Origin of the sequence: Citrobacter sp. Colony219 (assembly GCF_019382635.1) — a bacterium.
In the GTDB taxonomy this organism is placed as follows: Bacteria; Pseudomonadota; Gammaproteobacteria; order Enterobacterales; family Enterobacteriaceae; genus Citrobacter; species Citrobacter youngae.
This window is the reverse complement of sequence record NZ_CP080033.1, coordinates 2,501,913-2,518,048: the sequence shown is the minus strand read 5'-3', so window position 1 is coordinate 2,518,048 and position 16,136 is coordinate 2,501,913. Positions and strand designations below refer to the sequence as shown.

Genomic DNA, 16,136 nt, shown 5'->3' with positions numbered 1-16,136 from the left:
ATACCGCTTATCGGGCTTTTGATCTTCGGCAAGCTACTTCTGCGTGACCAGTCGGGCGGAAAGCGTCAGATTGCGAGAATGGCTGTCATCATTACCAATGCGCTGCAGTATACGTTCAGCCAGGGTATAACCCATTTCGCGTGCCGGGGTACTGGCCCAGATAATGGGAATGTCATCCAGCGCGTTTTCCGCCACATCCGCAAATCCGGCCAGTGAGACTTGCTGTTCAAAATAGCGATCGACGCCAATTTCGCCGCTCTGACGCCCCGCTCTCATCAGACCAAACCAGGCACCAACAGCGATGGTTTCGTTGTAACACACTACGGCGCTGATCGTCGGGTTGCGGCGTAACAGTGCAGCAACGGCTTCGGCAGCCTGCTTTTGACTGGATGAACACTCCAGAACCCAATCACTATGAAACGGTAAACCATATTTTAGCAGCGTCGCACAATAGCCGCCGACACGCTCTGCGCGGGTTAAAGAAGAACTCTGCCCCCCCAGCCACGCGATTCGCTGGTGACCGTGCCGAATGAGATGCTCAACCAACAATTGCGCTGCCTGCATGTTGTCGGGTCGTACCGTGTCGACGTCATCCAGGTAACTGGCTCGTGAGGCAAATACGACCGGAATCCCTTTTTCTTCAGCCAGTTGTCGCAGCGCATCACTGCTATCAGCTGCACCTGCAATGACTACGCCATCCACGCCCTGATTAAGTAGCATCGCAAAACGCTGAGCCAATTGTTCACCGTCTTTGCCGCCGTGTAAAAGAAAGACCATCCGACCCTGTGCTTCTAATGCTTCCGTCAGGCCTGCCGTCAGTTCAGCATAAAATGGCGCAGACAGATCGCGCACAATCAGCCCGACCACACCACTCTGACCGCCACGCAGCACCGATGCCTGACGATTACGTACGAACCCCAACTGCTCAATGGCTGCGTTTACCCGCTCCCCGGTTGCGGATGAGATACGCCCTTTTCCACTAAGCACCAATGAGACTGTACTGACCGAAACCCCGGCAGCCAGCGCAACATCATGAATGGTTATTTTTTTGGCTATAGCCATAAAAACAGAAAACTCCCTGATAACGTGACGGATAAAACGTTTTATCAATCGGTTATAGTTATACGCCGTATTATCATTCGATAATGTGATTTATACCGCACTAAAATTAGGTAAAACGTTTTATCTTCTCGCCATCATTAGTCACCGAGCTTTCACGAGGAGTCGTTAGATGACGACGAGAACCACACCAAAAATAACGTTATGGGAATTTTTCCAGCAGTTGGGCAAAACCTTTATGTTGCCCGTGGCTCTGCTCTCCTTCTGCGGGATCATGTTGGGGATCGGCAGTTCATTAAGCAGTCATGATGTCTTAACGCTGATCCCCGCATTGGGTAACCCGGTGCTTCAGGCTCTTTTTACCTGGATGAGTAAAGTCGGCTCTTTCGCCTTTAGTTTCTTACCCGTGATGTTTTGTATTGCTATTCCTCTCGGTCTGGCGCGCGAGAACAAAGGTGTGGCGGCATTTGGCGGGTTTGTTGGTTATGCAGTCATGAACCTTGCCGTTAACTTCTGGTTGACGGCGAAAGGGATTTTACCTACCACTGATGCAGCAATCCTGAAGGCCAATAACATCCAAAACATCCTGGGGATCCAGTCGATCGACACCGGGATCCTCGGTGCCGTCATCGCTGGGATCATTGTCTGGATGCTGCATGAACGCTTCCACAATATCCGTCTGCCGGACGCATTGGCTTTCTTCGGCGGCACCCGTTTTGTCCCCATCATCTCTTCACTGGTCATGGGACTGGTTGGATTAGTTATCCCTCTGATCTGGCCTGTATTTGCGATGGGTATTACCGGGCTCGGCAATATCATCAACAGCGCAGGTGAATTTGGTCCGATGCTGTTTGGTACCGGCGAACGCCTGCTGCTGCCTTTTGGCCTGCACCATATTCTGGTGGCCCTCATTCGTTTTACTGAAGCGGGCGGTACCCAGGAAGTGTGTGGTCATAGCGTCAGTGGCGCATTGACTATTTTCCAGGCGCAGCTGAGCTGCCCGACAACGCAAGGCTTCTCTGAAAGCGCAACCCGCTTCCTGTCTCAGGGCAAAATGCCGGCGTTCCTCGGTGGTTTGCCGGGTGCAGCATTAGCGATGTATCACTGTGCTCGTCCTGAGAATCGACATAAAATTAAAGGGTTATTAATTTCTGGTCTGATTGCCTGCGTCATTGGCGGTACCACCGAACCACTGGAATTCTTGTTCTTGTTTGTTGCCCCAGTTCTGTACGTGATCCACGCCTTATTGACCGGCCTCGGCTTTACCGTGATGGCGTTGCTCGGTGTAACTATCGGCAACACAGACGGTAACCTGATTGACTTCGTGGTGTTCGGGATCCTGCACGGGTTGTCCACCAAGTGGTATCTGGTCCCTGTTGTCGCGGCCATCTGGTTTGCGGTGTACTACGTTATCTTCCGCTTCGCGATCACCCGCTTTAATCTGAAGACACCGGGCCGTGATGTCGAAATTGCCAGCAATATCGAGAAAGTGATGGCAGGCACACCCGGTAAATCTGGCTACAATGTCCCGGCAATTCTGGCGGCATTGGGTGGCGCGGAGAATATCGTTAGTCTGGATAACTGCATTACGCGTTTGCGCTTGTCGGTCAAAGATATGTCACGCGTAAATGTCCAGGCACTAAAAGACAACCGGGCCATTGGCGTGGTACAGCTCAATCAGCATAACCTTCAGGTCGTTATTGGCCCGCAGGTCCAGTCAGTGAAAGACGAAATCGCAGTTCTGATGAACACCGTACAGGCGTGAGGACAACGACATGTTTGATTTTTCAAAGGTTGTGGACAGGCATGGTACCTGGTGTACTCAGTGGGATTACGTTGCCGACCGTTTTGGCACTGCCGATCTGCTGCCGTTCACCATCTCTGATATGGATTTTGCTACGGCCCCTTGCATTCTGGAGGCGCTGACACAGCGCCTGTCACACGGTGTATTAGGATACAGCCGCTGGAAAAATGACGAGTTTTTGGCGGCCATTAGCCACTGGTTTCTAACTCGTCACAATACCCGGATCGATCCTCAATCGCTGGTATATGGCCCCTCAGTTATCTATATGGTCTCAGAACTCATCCGCCAGTGGTCGTCTGCTGGCGACGCGGTAGTTGTCCATACGCCAGCTTACGATGCATTCTACAAGGCCATCGAGGGCAACCAGCGCACAGTGCTCCCCGTCGGTCTGGAAAAGCGGAGCGACGGTTGGTATTGCGACATGGCAAAGCTGGAAGCAGCTCTCTCACGGCCAGAGAGTAAAATTCTTCTGCTGTGTAGCCCACAAAATCCAACGGGCAAAGTGTGGACGCACGAGGAACTGGAAACCATGGCTGACTTATGCCAGCGACATGGTGTCAACGTCATTTCCGATGAAATCCATATGGATATGGTTTGGGGAGAGCAACCGCATATCCCGTGGATCAATGTCGCACGCGGCGACTGGGCGCTACTCACCTCCGGCTCCAAGAGCTTCAATATCCCGGCATTAACCGGAGCGTATGGGATCATCGAAGACGCCAATAGTCGCAACGATTATCTCAGTGCGCTAAAGGGACGCGATGGATTGTCTTCCCCTGCGGTGCTGGCACTCACCGCACATATTGCCGCCTATCAGCAAGGTGAGCGCTGGTTGGATGCCTTACGGGATTATCTTGTCGGCAACCTGCATTATGTTGCTGATGAACTTAATACCGCGTTCCCTGAACTTAACTGGCAGATCCCGCAATCCACCTATCTGGCCTGGATAGATTTACGTCCGCTCAGGGTTGATGACCAGGCGTTACAAAATGCGCTTATCCACCAGCAAAAAGTGGCGATCATGCCAGGTTCGACCTACGGAGAGGAAGGGTGCGGTTTTGTACGTCTGAATACCGGATGCCCCCGCTCAAAACTTGAGAAAGGTGTTCAGGGATTAATTAACGCCCTGCGCTCTCTGCGCTAACTAAAGTTGCGCAATGAAATTAATCATTGCGCAACATAGATTTTTATCCCGATTTATTCTTATAATACTGCGCACTTTACCTAAAAACATGAGTGCGACCATGATTGATACTTCCCTTCCTTTAACCGACGTCCATCGCCACCTTGATGGGAACATCCGTGCCCAAACGATCCTGGATCTTGGTCGTCAGTTTAATTTAACGCTTCCTGCTCAAACACTTGAAATGCTGATCCCTCACGTGCAGGTAACGTCAACTGAGCCTGATTTGGTCAGTTTTTTGTCAAAGCTTGACTGGGGTGTCAAAGTGCTGGCCTCGCTGGATGCCTGTCGCCGCGTCGCATTTGAGAATATTGAGGATGCCGCACGTAATGGTCTGCATTACGTTGAACTACGTTTTTCCCCAGGCTATATGGCGATGGCCCATCAACTCCCCGTTGCAGGTGTGGTTGAAGCTGTTATTGCAGGCGTACGCGAAGGCTGTAAAACGTTCGGCGTTGAAGCTCGCTTAATTGGAATTATGAGCCGTACTTTCGGCGAAGCTGCCTGTTTGCAGGAACTGGATGCACTGTTAGCGCATCGTGATCACATCACCGCACTGGATTTGGCCGGCGATGAACTCGGTTTCCCGGGCAGTTTGTTCCTGTCCCATTTCAACCGTGCACGCGACGCTGGCTGGCATATCACGGTTCATGCAGGTGAAGCGGCAGGCCCGGAAAGCATCTGGCAAGCTATCAGAGAACTGGGAGCAGAACGTATTGGCCACGGCGTAAAAGCCGTCGAAGATCGCGCCCTGATGGATTTTCTCGCCGAGCAGCGCATCGGCATTGAATCCTGCCTGACATCGAATATTCAAACCAGTACCGTCGCCTCACTGACGACGCATCCGCTGAAAACATTCCTTGAACACGGTGTACTGGCCAGTCTGAATACGGACGACCCGGCGGTTCAGGGTGTGGATATTATTCACGAATACACCGTAGCCGCTCCGGCTGCAGGATTGACGCGTGAACAGATTCGCCAGGCGCAAATCAATGGCCTGGAAATGGCGTTCCTGAGCAATGAAGAGAAACAAGCACTGCGTGAGAAAGTCGCTGCAGCGTAATGGCTTTATTGCCGGATGGCGCTAACGCTTATCTGGCCTACATTGCATTGTAGGCCAGATAAGATGCCTCGACATCCGACATTGGCATTATCAGGCAAGGCACAGCGTCGATCGGTGTTTCGCCGATTCAATGCCCAACTCAATCAGTTCCATGATTTGAATGGCTTGTCTGGCTGGAACCGGGTTCTCGCCGTTACCATTCAGCGCATCACGGATTCCCGCATAGTAAGCCGGATAATTACCTGGCACGGTTAACCAGGTTTCTTCCACCTGCTCATCACCTTCCATGCGTGTCAGTACACCATCACGCATGTCATAACCCCAGTCTTCCTGTGGCAGCCGCTCACCATTTTTAAGACGTTCCTCTTGTGGGTCCAGACCATACTTCACATAACTGCCACGCGATCCGTGAACGATATAACGAGCAGACTCAGCCGCTGCCAGCATCGTTCCGTGCAGAATCACCCGACGCTGCGGATACGTCAGGATGGCATGGAAGTAATCTGTCGACTGCGCCCCTGGACGGAGCTGTGCCAGATCGACCGTCAGACTCACCGGCAAGCCAAACAGGTTAATTGCCTGATCTAAAAGATGCGGCGCTAAGTCATACCAGATACCACTCCCCGGGCCACCCTGTTCACGCCAGCGGTCACGGACCTGCGGGCGGAAGCGATCGAAATGAGATTCAAAATAAGCCACCTCACCCAACGCGCCATCAGCCAGCAAGGCTTTCAGCGTCAGAAAATCGCTGTCCCAGCGACGGTTATGGAAGACAGAAAGCAGGCGCCCTACGCTTCTGGCCAGAGCATCCAGCTCGCGTGCTTGTGACAGTGTCACAGTGAAAGGCTTATCAACAACCACATGCTTACCTGCTTCCAGCGCCGCTTTCGCCAGCGGGAAGTGTGTATCATTGGGTGTAGGGATCACAATCAGGTCGATACTCGGATCGTTAAACAGGTGTTTAGGCTCAGTAACAACCGCCACCGAAGGCCAGTCCGCCTTCACTTTTGTTTCATCACTACTGGACACCGCAACCAGTTCCAGACCCGGAGTGCCCACAATCAGGGGGGCATGGAAAGTTTTACTGGCATAACCGTAACCGATTAGCCCAACGCGGATGTTGTCACTCATGTTTTTGCCTCTCAATTCAGATCTGGCCTATTTCACACCATAGATAGTAGCGCCACAATAGTTTAATAACCTTTGCGCTACAAAGGTTGTTGCTTAACTTAAGTCAAACATATGCCACTTAGAGTTAACTTGCCGCGAAAAAGTCATCGAAATCGTTCCCAATGCTCTTGCTGTATCATTTATTGATAAGTAACATTTGCTACCTGTGTTTATGGATAAATCAAAGCAAATGTCGTCAGTAATGAATCGTCTTATTGAGTTAACAGGTTGGATTGTTCTTGTGGTCTCCGTGATCCTGTTGGGTGTTGCCAATCATATTGACAACTACCAACCACCGGAACCCGTCGCTGCAGTACAGAAAAAATAAATATACGCAGCCCGTTATAGCCTGGCAGTTAACTCCGCGATGGTTGCTGGGTAGGGCTGTAAAAGATCATTTTTTGTCAAAAAAAAAGCGAATTATGCCGCATCCCGCTCCAGCGCGTATTGCCTGCGATCGTGAAGCGCGTTACCCTTTCCGCAGGCGTAAATAGCGCCTGGATTCCCACAGGGTTGAAAACTCTTCTTACATTTGCGCGCAAATTCGCGTTTACCTGTACAACGTTGGTTGTTTTTTAATATTTACTACTCCGTTAGTATTATTTTATTAATATGGATTGCCTTTTATGACTGTTCAGGATTACTTATTAAAATTCCGCAAAATCAGTTCGCTAGAAAGTCTGGAAAAATTGTTCGATCATCTTAACTACACACTTACTGACGATAGCGACATTATCAATATGTATCGCGCTGCAGACCACCGCCGTGCCGAGCTCATTTCGGGAGGCCGCCTGTTCGATGTTGGCCAGGTACCCAAATCCGTCTGGCATTACGTGCAATAAACAAGACAGTAGCGCCTGGCGTTAAAAGCTTTATAATAATTGCCCCAAAATGAACGGCATGTCTGTTCGCGCGCGTAAACCTGGAGATGAAATGACTACAACACCGGCACAACGTATCGGAGGCTGGCTACTTGGGCCATTGGCCTGGCTGTTAGTCGCGTTGTTAAGTGCTTCGCTGGCGTTACTGCTGTATGTCACTGCGTTGTCCACACCGCAGACATTCCACACGCTGAGCGAGCAAAGTACGACGAATTTGCTGCTATGGGGCGTCTCCTTTATTACCGCTATCGCCATGTGGTACTACACGCTGTGGCTGACCATCGCGTTTTTCAAACGCAGAGTCTGTGTGCCAAAACACTATATTATATGGCTGCTGATCTCGGTGTTACTGGCAATTAAAGCGTTTGCATTCTCACCTGTTCCGGATGCGTTTGCCGTGCGTCAACTGCTGTTCCCTTTGTTAGCGGCTGCGCTGCTGGTACCCTATTTCAAACGCTCGCAACGCGTTAAGACGACGTTTGTGAACCCGTAATAACCCTACAGTTAACCTGTTGTCGCCTGTTGTAGATTGTCAGATAATAGGCGGCTTTTTTATTTCAGGCCGAAAAATGACTGATTACCTGCTGCTGTTTGTCGGAACTGTACTGGTCAATAACTTTGTACTGGTCAAGTTTCTGGGCTTATGCCCCTTTATGGGCGTTTCCAAAAAACTGGAAACCGCAATGGGTATGGGCCTCGCCACGACCTTTGTAATGACGCTGGCATCCATATGCGCATGGCTGATTGACACCTGGATCCTCATCCCGCTCGATCTCATCTACCTGCGCACGCTGGCCTTCATTCTGGTCATCGCCGTGGTGGTACAATTTACCGAGATGGTTGTACGCAAAACCAGCCCTGCGCTGTATCGCCTGCTGGGGATCTTCTTACCGCTGATCACCACTAACTGCGCGGTATTAGGTGTAGCGTTGCTGAACATCAACCTCGGGCATAATTTTTTACAGTCGGCGCTGTACGGTTTTTCCGCCGCCGTCGGCTTCTCACTGGTGATGGTTCTGTTTGCCGCAATTCGCGAACGCCTCGCCGTGGCAGACGTTCCTGCCCCCTTCCGCGGTAATGCGATTGCGCTGATTACCGCTGGTTTAATGTCTTTGGCCTTTATGGGCTTTAGTGGTTTGGTGAAGTTGTAATGAATGCTATCTGGATTGCCGTTGCCGCAGTGAGTCTGCTGGGTCTGGCGTTCGGCGCTATTTTGGGTTATGCCTCTCGTCGATTTGCCGTCGAGGATGATCCAGTCGTGGAGAAAATTGATGAAATTCTCCCGCAAAGCCAGTGTGGGCAGTGCGGTTATCCGGGCTGCCGTCCTTATGCTGAAGCTATTGGCTGTCAGGGCGAAAAAATCAACCGATGCGCCCCTGGTGGCGAAGCGGTGATGCTAAAAATTGCGACCCTGTTGAACGTCGATCCGCAACCTATTGATGGTGATGAGCAGGATGCTACCCCCGTTCGTATGCTGGCGGTGATTGATGAAAATAACTGTATCGGCTGCACAAAATGCATTCAGGCCTGCCCGGTCGATGCCATCGTGGGCGCTACGCGTGCCATGCACACGGTGATGAGCGATCTGTGCACCGGATGCAATTTGTGCGTTGATCCGTGCCCGACCCAATGTATCGAATTACGCCCGGTCGCCGAGACGCCTGACAGCTGGAAGTGGGATTTAAACACTATTCCTGTGCGCATCATTCCTGTGGAACAACATGCTTAAGTTATTCTCCGCATTCAGAAAAAATAAAATCTGGGACTTTGATGGCGGCATTCACCCACCTGAAATGAAAACCCAGTCTAACGGGACACCGCTGCGGCAGGTTCCGCTGGCTCCGCGCTTTATTATTCCGTTGAAGCAGCATATTGGCGCTGAAGGTGAACTGTGTGTCAATGTGGGCGACACCGTGCTGCGTGGTCAGGCGCTAACCCGTGGGCGCGGCAGAATGTTGCCCGTACACGCCCCGACCTCCGGCACCGTTGTTGCCATTGCCCCGCACTCTACCGCGCATCCTTCGGCTTTAGCTGAACTTAGCGTCATCATTGATGCGGACGGCGAAGATCGCTGGATTGAGCGTGACGGCTGGGCAAATTATCGTGCCCGCAGCCGCGAGGAGCTCATAGCCCGTATTCACCAATTCGGTGTTGCCGGACTCGGCGGCGCAGGTTTTCCAACCGGCGTCAAATTGCAGGGTGGCGGTGATAAAATTGAAACACTGATCATCAACGCCGCTGAATGTGAACCCTACATCACCGCCGATGACCGCTTAATGCAAGATTGCGCGGCCCAGGTGGTCGAAGGTATCCGCATACTTGCTCATATTCTTCAACCGCGCGAAGTCCTGCTGGGTATTGAAGATAACAAACCGCAGGCTATCTCCATGCTGCGCGCAGTGTTGGCTGATTCTCACGATATCAGTTTACGAGTCATTCCCACTAAATACCCGTCAGGCGGTGCCAAACAACTGACGCAAATCCTGACCGGGAAACAGGTTCCTCACGGTGGACGTTCCTCCGATATCGGGGTGCTGATGCAAAACGTGGGGACTGCCTATGCTGTCAAGCGGGCCGTTATTGACGGCGAGCCAATCACCGAGCGTGTGGTCACGCTAACGGGCGAAGCAGTCAGCCGCCCGGGCAACGTTTGGGCGCGATTGGGCACGCCTGTTCGTCACCTGCTCAATGATGCAGGTTTCTGTCCTTCTGCTGACCAGATGGTGATCATGGGCGGTCCGCTGATGGGCTTTACCCTGCCCTGGCTGGATGTTCCCATCGTGAAGATCAGCAACTGCCTGCTTGCGCCTTCTGCCAGTGAAATGGGTGAACCGCAGGAAGAAAAAGGCTGTATTCGCTGTAGCGCCTGTGCCGATGCCTGCCCTGCCGATCTTCTGCCGCAGCAACTTTACTGGTTCAGTAAAGGCCAGCAGCATGATAAAGCGACAACCCACAACATTGCTGACTGCATTGAATGCGGTGCCTGCGCCTGGGTATGTCCAAGCAATATTCCACTGGTGCAGTATTTCCGTCAGGAAAAAGCCGAGATTTACGCCATTAGTCAGGAAGAAAAACGAGCGGCTGAAGCAAAAGCGCGATTTGAAGCCCGACAGGCGCGCCTTGAACGTGAAAAAGCAGCGCGTCTTGAGCGGCATAAAAACGCAGCTGTACAACCTGCAGCGAAAGATCATGATGCCATCGCTGCTGCACTGGCTCGCGTGAAAGAGAAACAGGCCCAGGCTATGCAGCCGGTTGTCATTCAGGCGGGTGAAAAACCTGATAACAGCGCAGTGATTGCCGCACGTGAAGCGCGAAAAGCGCAGGCTCGCGCCGCACGCACTGATAATCCATCAAAAGATGAGGACAGCAGAGCGGGTGCGGATCCACGCAAAGCTGCCGTCGAAGCCGCAATTGCCCGAGCCAAAGCCCGCAAGCTTGAGCAGCAGGCAGCTACGGAAACAACCGAACCGGTTGATCCGCGCAAAGCCGCCGTCGAAGCCGCAATTGCCCGTGCCAAAGCCCGCAAGCTTGAGCAGCAGGCAGCCACGGAAACAACCGAACCGGTTGACCCGCGCAAAGCTGCCGTCGAAGCCGCAATTGCCCGTGCCAAAGCCCGCAAGCTTGAGCAGCAGGCAGTAACGGAAACAGCCGAGCCGATTGATCCACGTAAAGCCGCCGTTGCGGCCGCTATTGCTCGCGCTCAGGCAAAGAAAGCCGCACAGCAGCAGGTTGTAAACGAGGAATAAATGGTATTCAGAATAGCTAGCTCCCCTTATACCCATAACCAGCGTCAGACATCGCGTATCATGATGCTGGTTCTGATTGCTGCATTACCAGGAATTGCCGCTCAATGGTGGTTCTTCGGCTGGGGTACATTGTTCCAGATAGTGCTGGCATCGGTCAGTGCCATCGCCGCCGAAGCGGGCGTGCTTAAACTACGTAAACAGCCCGTTGCCGCGATCCTGAAAGACAACTCCGCCCTGCTTACAGGGTTGCTGCTTGCCGTCAGTATTCCTCCCCTGGCTCCGTGGTGGATGGTGATCCTGGGTACCGTCTTCGCCGTTATCATTGCCAAGCAACTGTATGGCGGTCTTGGGCAGAATCCATTTAATCCGGCAATGATTGGTTATGTTGTTCTTTTGATCTCATTCCCGGTGCAGATGACAAGCTGGCTGCCACCGCATGAAATTGCCGCTACGGTGCCCGGATTTTTTGATGCTTTAAACGTTATCTTTACCGGACATACGGCTGGCGGCAGCGATATGAACACGCTCCGTATAGGGATCGACGGCATCAGTCAGGCAACGCCTCTCGATACCTTTAAGACGTCACTACATGCAGGGCGTACCGTTGAACAGGTGATGAAGTATCCGATTTACAGCGGCATGCTCGCGGGCGCGGGTTGGCAGTGGGTTAACCTTGCCTGGCTCGCGGGCGGCATCGTGTTGTTATGGCAGAAAGCGATTCGTTGGCACATCCCGGTGAGCTTCCTGATATCGCTCGCTGTTTGCGCCACGTTAGGCTGGATTTTCTCGCCAGACTCTCTGGCATCACCGCAGTTGCACCTGCTTTCCGGCGCCACCATGCTGGGTGCATTCTTTATTCTTACCGATCCCGTTACGGCATCAACTACCAACCGTGGTCGCCTGATTTTTGGCGCGCTTGCGGGTCTGTTGGTCTGGCTGATTCGTAGTTTTGGCGGTTATCCTGATGGTGTGGCTTTTGCCGTATTGCTGGCAAATATCACGGTTCCGCTGATTGATTATTACACTCGCCCTCACGTGTACGGACATCGCTAAGGACTCCCTATGCTGAAAACGATTCGTAAACACGGTATTACACTGGCGCTGTTTGCTGCGGGCTCGACGGGGTTAACCGCGGCAATCAATCAATTAACCAAGTCCACTATTGATGAACAGGCCGCGCTGCAGCAAAAAGCACTGTTCGATCAGGTTCTGCCTGGCGAACGCTACAATAATAACTTGCCTGAGAGTTGTTATCTGGTCGATGCGCCAGCGTTAGGCAAAGGCAGCCACCGAGTGTATATTGCCCGCCAGGACGATCGTCCGGTTGCGGCAATTCTGGAGGCTACGGCCCCCGATGGTTATTCCGGCGCAATTCAACTTCTGGTTGGTGTAGATTTCAACGGTACTGTGCTGGGTACGCGGGTAACAGAACATCATGAAACACCAGGCCTCGGTGATAAAATCGAGTTACGTCTGTCAGACTGGATAACCCATTTTAGCGGCAAAACGATTAGTGCAGAGAACGACCCTCACTGGGCGGTGAAAAAAGACGGCGGCGACTTTGACCAGTTTACGGGCGCAACCATCACGCCGCGTGCGGTAGTGAATGCAGTAAAACGCGCCGGTTTATATGCGCAGACTCTGCCTGCGCAACTTCCTCAACTTAGCGCCTGTGGAGAATAACCATGAGCGAAATTAAAGACGTCATTGTTCAGGGGCTTTGGAAAAATAACTCCGCCCTTGTACAGTTACTCGGGATGTGCCCGTTGCTGGCCGTTACCTCTACTGCAACCAATGCGTTAGGTCTGGGGCTTGCGACTACGCTGGTGTTGACCCTGACAAACCTGACAATTTCAGCGCTACGCCGCTGGACACCGCCCGAAATCCGTATTCCCATTTATGTCATGATCATCGCCTCCGTAGTGAGTGCGGTACAAATGCTTATCAATGCCTACGCCTTTGGCCTGTATCAGTCTTTGGGTATCTTTATCCCCTTGATTGTGACCAACTGTATTGTTGTTGGCCGCGCAGAAGCCTTTGCCGCTAAAAAGGGCCCTGCTTTATCCGCGCTCGATGGTTTTTCTATTGGCATGGGGGCGACCGGCGCCATGTTTGTTCTCGGATCGCTGCGTGAAATCATAGGTAACGGTACATTGTTCGACGGCGCAGACGGACTGCTGGGCAATTGGGCCAAAGTCCTGCGTGTGGAGATCTTCCATACTGACACACCATTTCTGCTGGCCATGCTACCGCCGGGTGCATTCATTGGCCTGGGGCTGATGCTGGCTGTTAAGTATCTGATTGATGAAAAGATGAAGAAGCGTCGTGCCGAGGCCGCTATGGCAGCAGACCCGGCGGGTGAAACAGGGAATGTGTAATGAACAAAGCAAAACGGCTGGAAATACTGACGCGCCTGCGTGATAACAATCCACATCCGACAACCGAGCTTAATTTTACATCACCGTTTGAACTGCTGATTTCGGTCTTGCTCTCCGCGCAGGCCACCGATGTCAGCGTCAATAAAGCAACGGCTAAGCTTTACCCCGTCGCTAATACGCCTGCCGCGATGCTGGAACTCGGCGTTGAAGGTGTTAAGTCCTACATCAAGACAATCGGTTTGTTTAACAGCAAAGCGGAGAACGTGATTAAAACCTGCCGCATTTTACTGGAAAAGCACAATGGCGAGGTTCCGGAAGACAGAGCCGCATTAGAAGCCCTGCCTGGCGTTGGGCGCAAGACGGCGAATGTAGTGTTAAATACCGCCTTCGGCTGGCCAACGATTGCCGTAGATACCCACATTTTCCGGGTATGTAACCGGACACAATTTGCCCCAGGTAAAAACGTCGAACAGGTCGAAGAGAAACTGCTGAAAGTCGTCCCCAGTGAATTTAAAGTCGATTGCCACCACTGGTTAATTCTTCATGGTCGCTACACCTGCATAGCCAGAAAACCACGTTGCGGTTCCTGCATTATCGAAGATCTTTGCGAATTCAAAGAAAAAGTCGATATCTGACAACATGGGGCCACAACGCTGGCCCCTATTTCATAACGATTAGTTATGCACTTCTCAACCGTTAATTTCCCGACAATGATGCCGTACCTTCCTGCATATCTAATGTAATATTCTTGTGAACTAACACCTGAGTAGGTTAATCGTTTTTTTAATAGTAGAAATTTCTATCCATCCGTGATCAAGATCACCCTGATAACATTATGTAAAATATTTATTATTTTGTAGTTAAAATGACAATCAGATGACCTGACAGGTTCGTTTCGATACAAAACATTACACTGGCTATTTTTCAGATAATGGACCATATCACTACCTTCAAGCCAAAATAGCAGAACATATCGCCACATTCCCATTTTAACCCCATCCTGACAGTGTAAAAATCTGCCATTCTCCATATGAAGAAATTTAACGCTGGATAACATTTCTCAGCCCCGACGATTTCACCATCTGAGTTATATGTAACAGATTATTACAAACCCCTTGTCTGAATGGTCAAGATAGTGAACATTACTTGCCGTTTCCCCTCCCACTATAACAATCGGACGGATGAACTTGACTCATCACGTACCAGAACACCCCCGTTGATATGGGATGTAAAAAAAGAGGTAAAAGTGTCTACTGCAAACAATAAACCAACAGAAAGCGTCAGTTTAAACGCCTTCAAACAACCAAAAGCGTTCTATCTCATTTTCTCAATTGAGCTATGGGAACGTTTTGGTTATTACGGCCTGCAAGGGATTATGGCCGTCTACCTGGTGAAGCAACTGGGTATGTCAGAAGCTGATTCCATCACCCTTTTCTCCTCCTTTAGCGCCCTGGTGTATGGCCTTGTTGCCATTGGTGGCTGGTTAGGTGATAAAGTTCTGGGTACAAAACGCGTCATTATGCTGGGTGCCGTTGTCCTGGCCATTGGTTATGCGCTGGTTGCATGGTCTGGTCACGATGCGGGTATCGTTTATATGGGTATGGCAGCCATCGCGGTCGGTAACGGCCTGTTTAAAGCGAACCCATCTTCCCTGCTTTCTACCTGCTATGCCAAAGATGACCCGCGTCTTGATGGTGCATTCACCATGTACTACATGTCCGTCAACATCGGCTCATTCTTCTCTATGCTGGCAACACCGTGGCTGGCAGCGCGTTACGGTTGGAGCACCGCGTTCGCCCTGAGCGTTGTGGGTATGCTGATCACCGTTGTTAACTTCGCCTTCTGCCAGCGCTGGGTTAAACAGTACGGTTCCAAGCCTGACTTTGAGCCGATCAACTTCCGTAACCTGCTGCTGACTATCGTTGGCGTTGTGGTGCTGATCGCGATTGCGACCTGGCTGCTGCACAACCAGCAGATCGCACGTATGGTTCTGGGTGTAATTGCTATCGGTATCGTATTTATCTTCGGTAAAGAAGCCTTCACCATGCACGGTGCTGCCCGTCGTAAAATGATCGTCGCCTTCATTCTGATGCTGGAAGCGATTATCTTCTTCGTGCTGTACAGCCAGATGCCGACCTCACTGAACTTCTTTGCGATTCGTAACGTTGAGCACTCTATTCTTGGCATTGCTTTCGAACCTGAACAGTACCAGGCGCTGAACCCGTTCTGGATCATCATTGGTAGCCCAATCCTCGCCGCTATCTATAACAAGATGGGCGATACGCTGCCGATGCCAACCAAATTTGCGATTGGTATGGTGCTGTGTTCCGGTGCGTTCCTGATCCTGCCGCTGGGCGCTAAATTCGCGACCGATGCGGGCATCGTTTCTGTTAACTGGCTGATCATCTGCTACGGTCTGCAAAGTATCGGTGAACTGATGATTTCTGGTCTGGGCCTGGCGATGGTGGCACAGTTGGTTCCACAGCGTCTGATGGGCTTCATTATGGGTAGCTGGTTCCTGACCACTGCCGGTGCAAACATCATCGGTGGTTACGTGGCTAACATGATGGCGGTTCCGGAGAATGTGACCGATCCGCTGATGTCTTTGGAAGTCTACGGTCGCGTGTTCCTGCAGATTGGTGTTGCAACGGCGGTTATCGCTGTTCTGATGCTGCTGACGGCACCGAAACTGAATCGTATGACTCAGGACGACGAAGCCGATGAGAAAGCCGCTAAGGCCGCAACAGCGTAATTCTCAGGGAAACTTAATTTCAGGCCGCTAACTGTTGTTAGCGGCTTTTTTTTTGCTCCAGGTAGCACTACCATACGGTATACCTCAGCCAAAAGGAGTT

At 51.6% G+C, this 16,136-nt stretch carries 16 protein-coding genes; 14 read left to right on the top strand and 2 right to left on the bottom strand.

Annotation, left to right across the window (positions count from 1 at the left end; translation table 11 throughout):
* Positions 1-33: 33 nt before the first annotated feature.
* The gene (locus JTI85_RS11185) at positions 34-1,062 is read right to left on the bottom strand and encodes a Mal regulon transcriptional regulator MalI (RefSeq protein WP_048211739.1); all 1,029 of its coding nucleotides are present in this window, start codon (positions 1,060-1,062) and stop codon (positions 34-36) included.
* A gap of 169 nt (positions 1,063-1,231) precedes the next feature.
* Between JTI85_RS11185 and malX the strand changes: the two genes are divergently transcribed.
* The 3 genes from malX (at position 1,232) to add (ending at position 5,109) form a co-directional block, all read left to right on the top strand.
* The gene (gene malX / locus JTI85_RS11180; RefSeq protein WP_219351485.1) at positions 1,232-2,824 is read left to right on the top strand and encodes a maltose/glucose-specific PTS transporter subunit IIBC; all 1,593 of its coding nucleotides are present in this window, start codon (positions 1,232-1,234) and stop codon (positions 2,822-2,824) included.
* 10 nt (positions 2,825-2,834) lie between these two features.
* Positions 2,835-4,007 (top strand): MalY/PatB family protein, encoded by a 1,173-nt coding sequence (locus JTI85_RS11175; RefSeq protein ID WP_101742536.1) that lies wholly within the window; start codon positions 2,835-2,837, stop codon positions 4,005-4,007.
* A 100-nt stretch (positions 4,008-4,107) separates the two neighbouring features.
* Positions 4,108-5,109 (top strand): adenosine deaminase, encoded by a 1,002-nt coding sequence (gene add / locus JTI85_RS11170; protein ID WP_048211742.1) that lies wholly within the window; start codon positions 4,108-4,110, stop codon positions 5,107-5,109.
* Positions 5,110-5,199: 90 nt separating this feature from the next.
* On the opposite strand, the gene JTI85_RS11165 is transcribed toward add, so the two are convergent.
* Positions 5,200-6,240, bottom strand: coding sequence for an oxidoreductase (locus JTI85_RS11165; protein WP_048211743.1), 1,041 nt, complete (start codon positions 6,238-6,240; stop codon positions 5,200-5,202).
* Positions 6,241-6,481: 241 nt separating this feature from the next.
* Between JTI85_RS11165 and blr the strand changes: the two genes are divergently transcribed.
* The 11 genes from blr (at position 6,482) to dtpA (ending at position 16,036) form a co-directional block, all read left to right on the top strand.
* Positions 6,482-6,607, top strand: coding sequence for a division septum protein Blr (gene blr, locus JTI85_RS11160; protein ID WP_040233850.1), 126 nt, complete (start codon positions 6,482-6,484; stop codon positions 6,605-6,607).
* 298 nt (positions 6,608-6,905) lie between these two features.
* A complete protein-coding gene (gene ydgT / locus JTI85_RS11155; RefSeq protein ID WP_003832804.1) occupies positions 6,906-7,121 on the top strand; it encodes a transcription modulator YdgT in 216 nt (71 codons plus the stop codon).
* A 91-nt stretch (positions 7,122-7,212) separates the two neighbouring features.
* A complete protein-coding gene (locus JTI85_RS11150; protein WP_101742575.1) occupies positions 7,213-7,653 on the top strand; it encodes a DUF2569 domain-containing protein in 441 nt (146 codons plus the stop codon).
* A gap of 76 nt (positions 7,654-7,729) precedes the next feature.
* Complete coding sequence (gene rsxA / locus JTI85_RS11145) at positions 7,730-8,311, top strand: electron transport complex subunit RsxA (protein WP_005121199.1); 582 nt, start codon at positions 7,730-7,732, stop codon at positions 8,309-8,311.
* Positions 8,311-8,889, top strand: a complete 579-nt coding sequence (rsxB, locus tag JTI85_RS11140) for an electron transport complex subunit RsxB (protein ID WP_005121200.1) — start codon at positions 8,311-8,313, stop codon at positions 8,887-8,889. Before rsxA ends, rsxB begins: the two co-directional genes overlap by 1 nt.
* A complete protein-coding gene (rsxC, locus tag JTI85_RS11135) occupies positions 8,882-10,906 on the top strand; it encodes an electron transport complex subunit RsxC (RefSeq protein ID WP_137346379.1) in 2,025 nt (674 codons plus the stop codon). The genes rsxB and rsxC overlap by 8 nt, the downstream gene beginning before the upstream one ends.
* Entirely contained in the window at positions 10,907-11,959 is a 1,053-nt protein-coding gene (gene rsxD / locus JTI85_RS11130; RefSeq protein WP_219351483.1) for an electron transport complex subunit RsxD, read from the top strand.
* 9 nt (positions 11,960-11,968) lie between these two features.
* Positions 11,969-12,589, top strand: coding sequence for an electron transport complex subunit RsxG (gene rsxG, locus JTI85_RS11125; protein ID WP_048211747.1), 621 nt, complete (start codon positions 11,969-11,971; stop codon positions 12,587-12,589).
* 2 nt (positions 12,590-12,591) lie between these two features.
* Positions 12,592-13,284, top strand: coding sequence for an electron transport complex subunit E (locus JTI85_RS11120; protein ID WP_048211748.1), 693 nt, complete (start codon positions 12,592-12,594; stop codon positions 13,282-13,284).
* Entirely contained in the window at positions 13,284-13,919 is a 636-nt protein-coding gene (gene nth, locus JTI85_RS11115) for an endonuclease III (protein ID WP_048211749.1), read from the top strand. Before JTI85_RS11120 ends, nth begins: the two co-directional genes overlap by 1 nt.
* A gap of 611 nt (positions 13,920-14,530) precedes the next feature.
* Positions 14,531-16,036 (top strand): dipeptide/tripeptide permease DtpA, encoded by a 1,506-nt coding sequence (gene dtpA, locus JTI85_RS11110; protein ID WP_048211750.1) that lies wholly within the window; start codon positions 14,531-14,533, stop codon positions 16,034-16,036.
* Positions 16,037-16,136 lie beyond the last annotated feature (100 nt).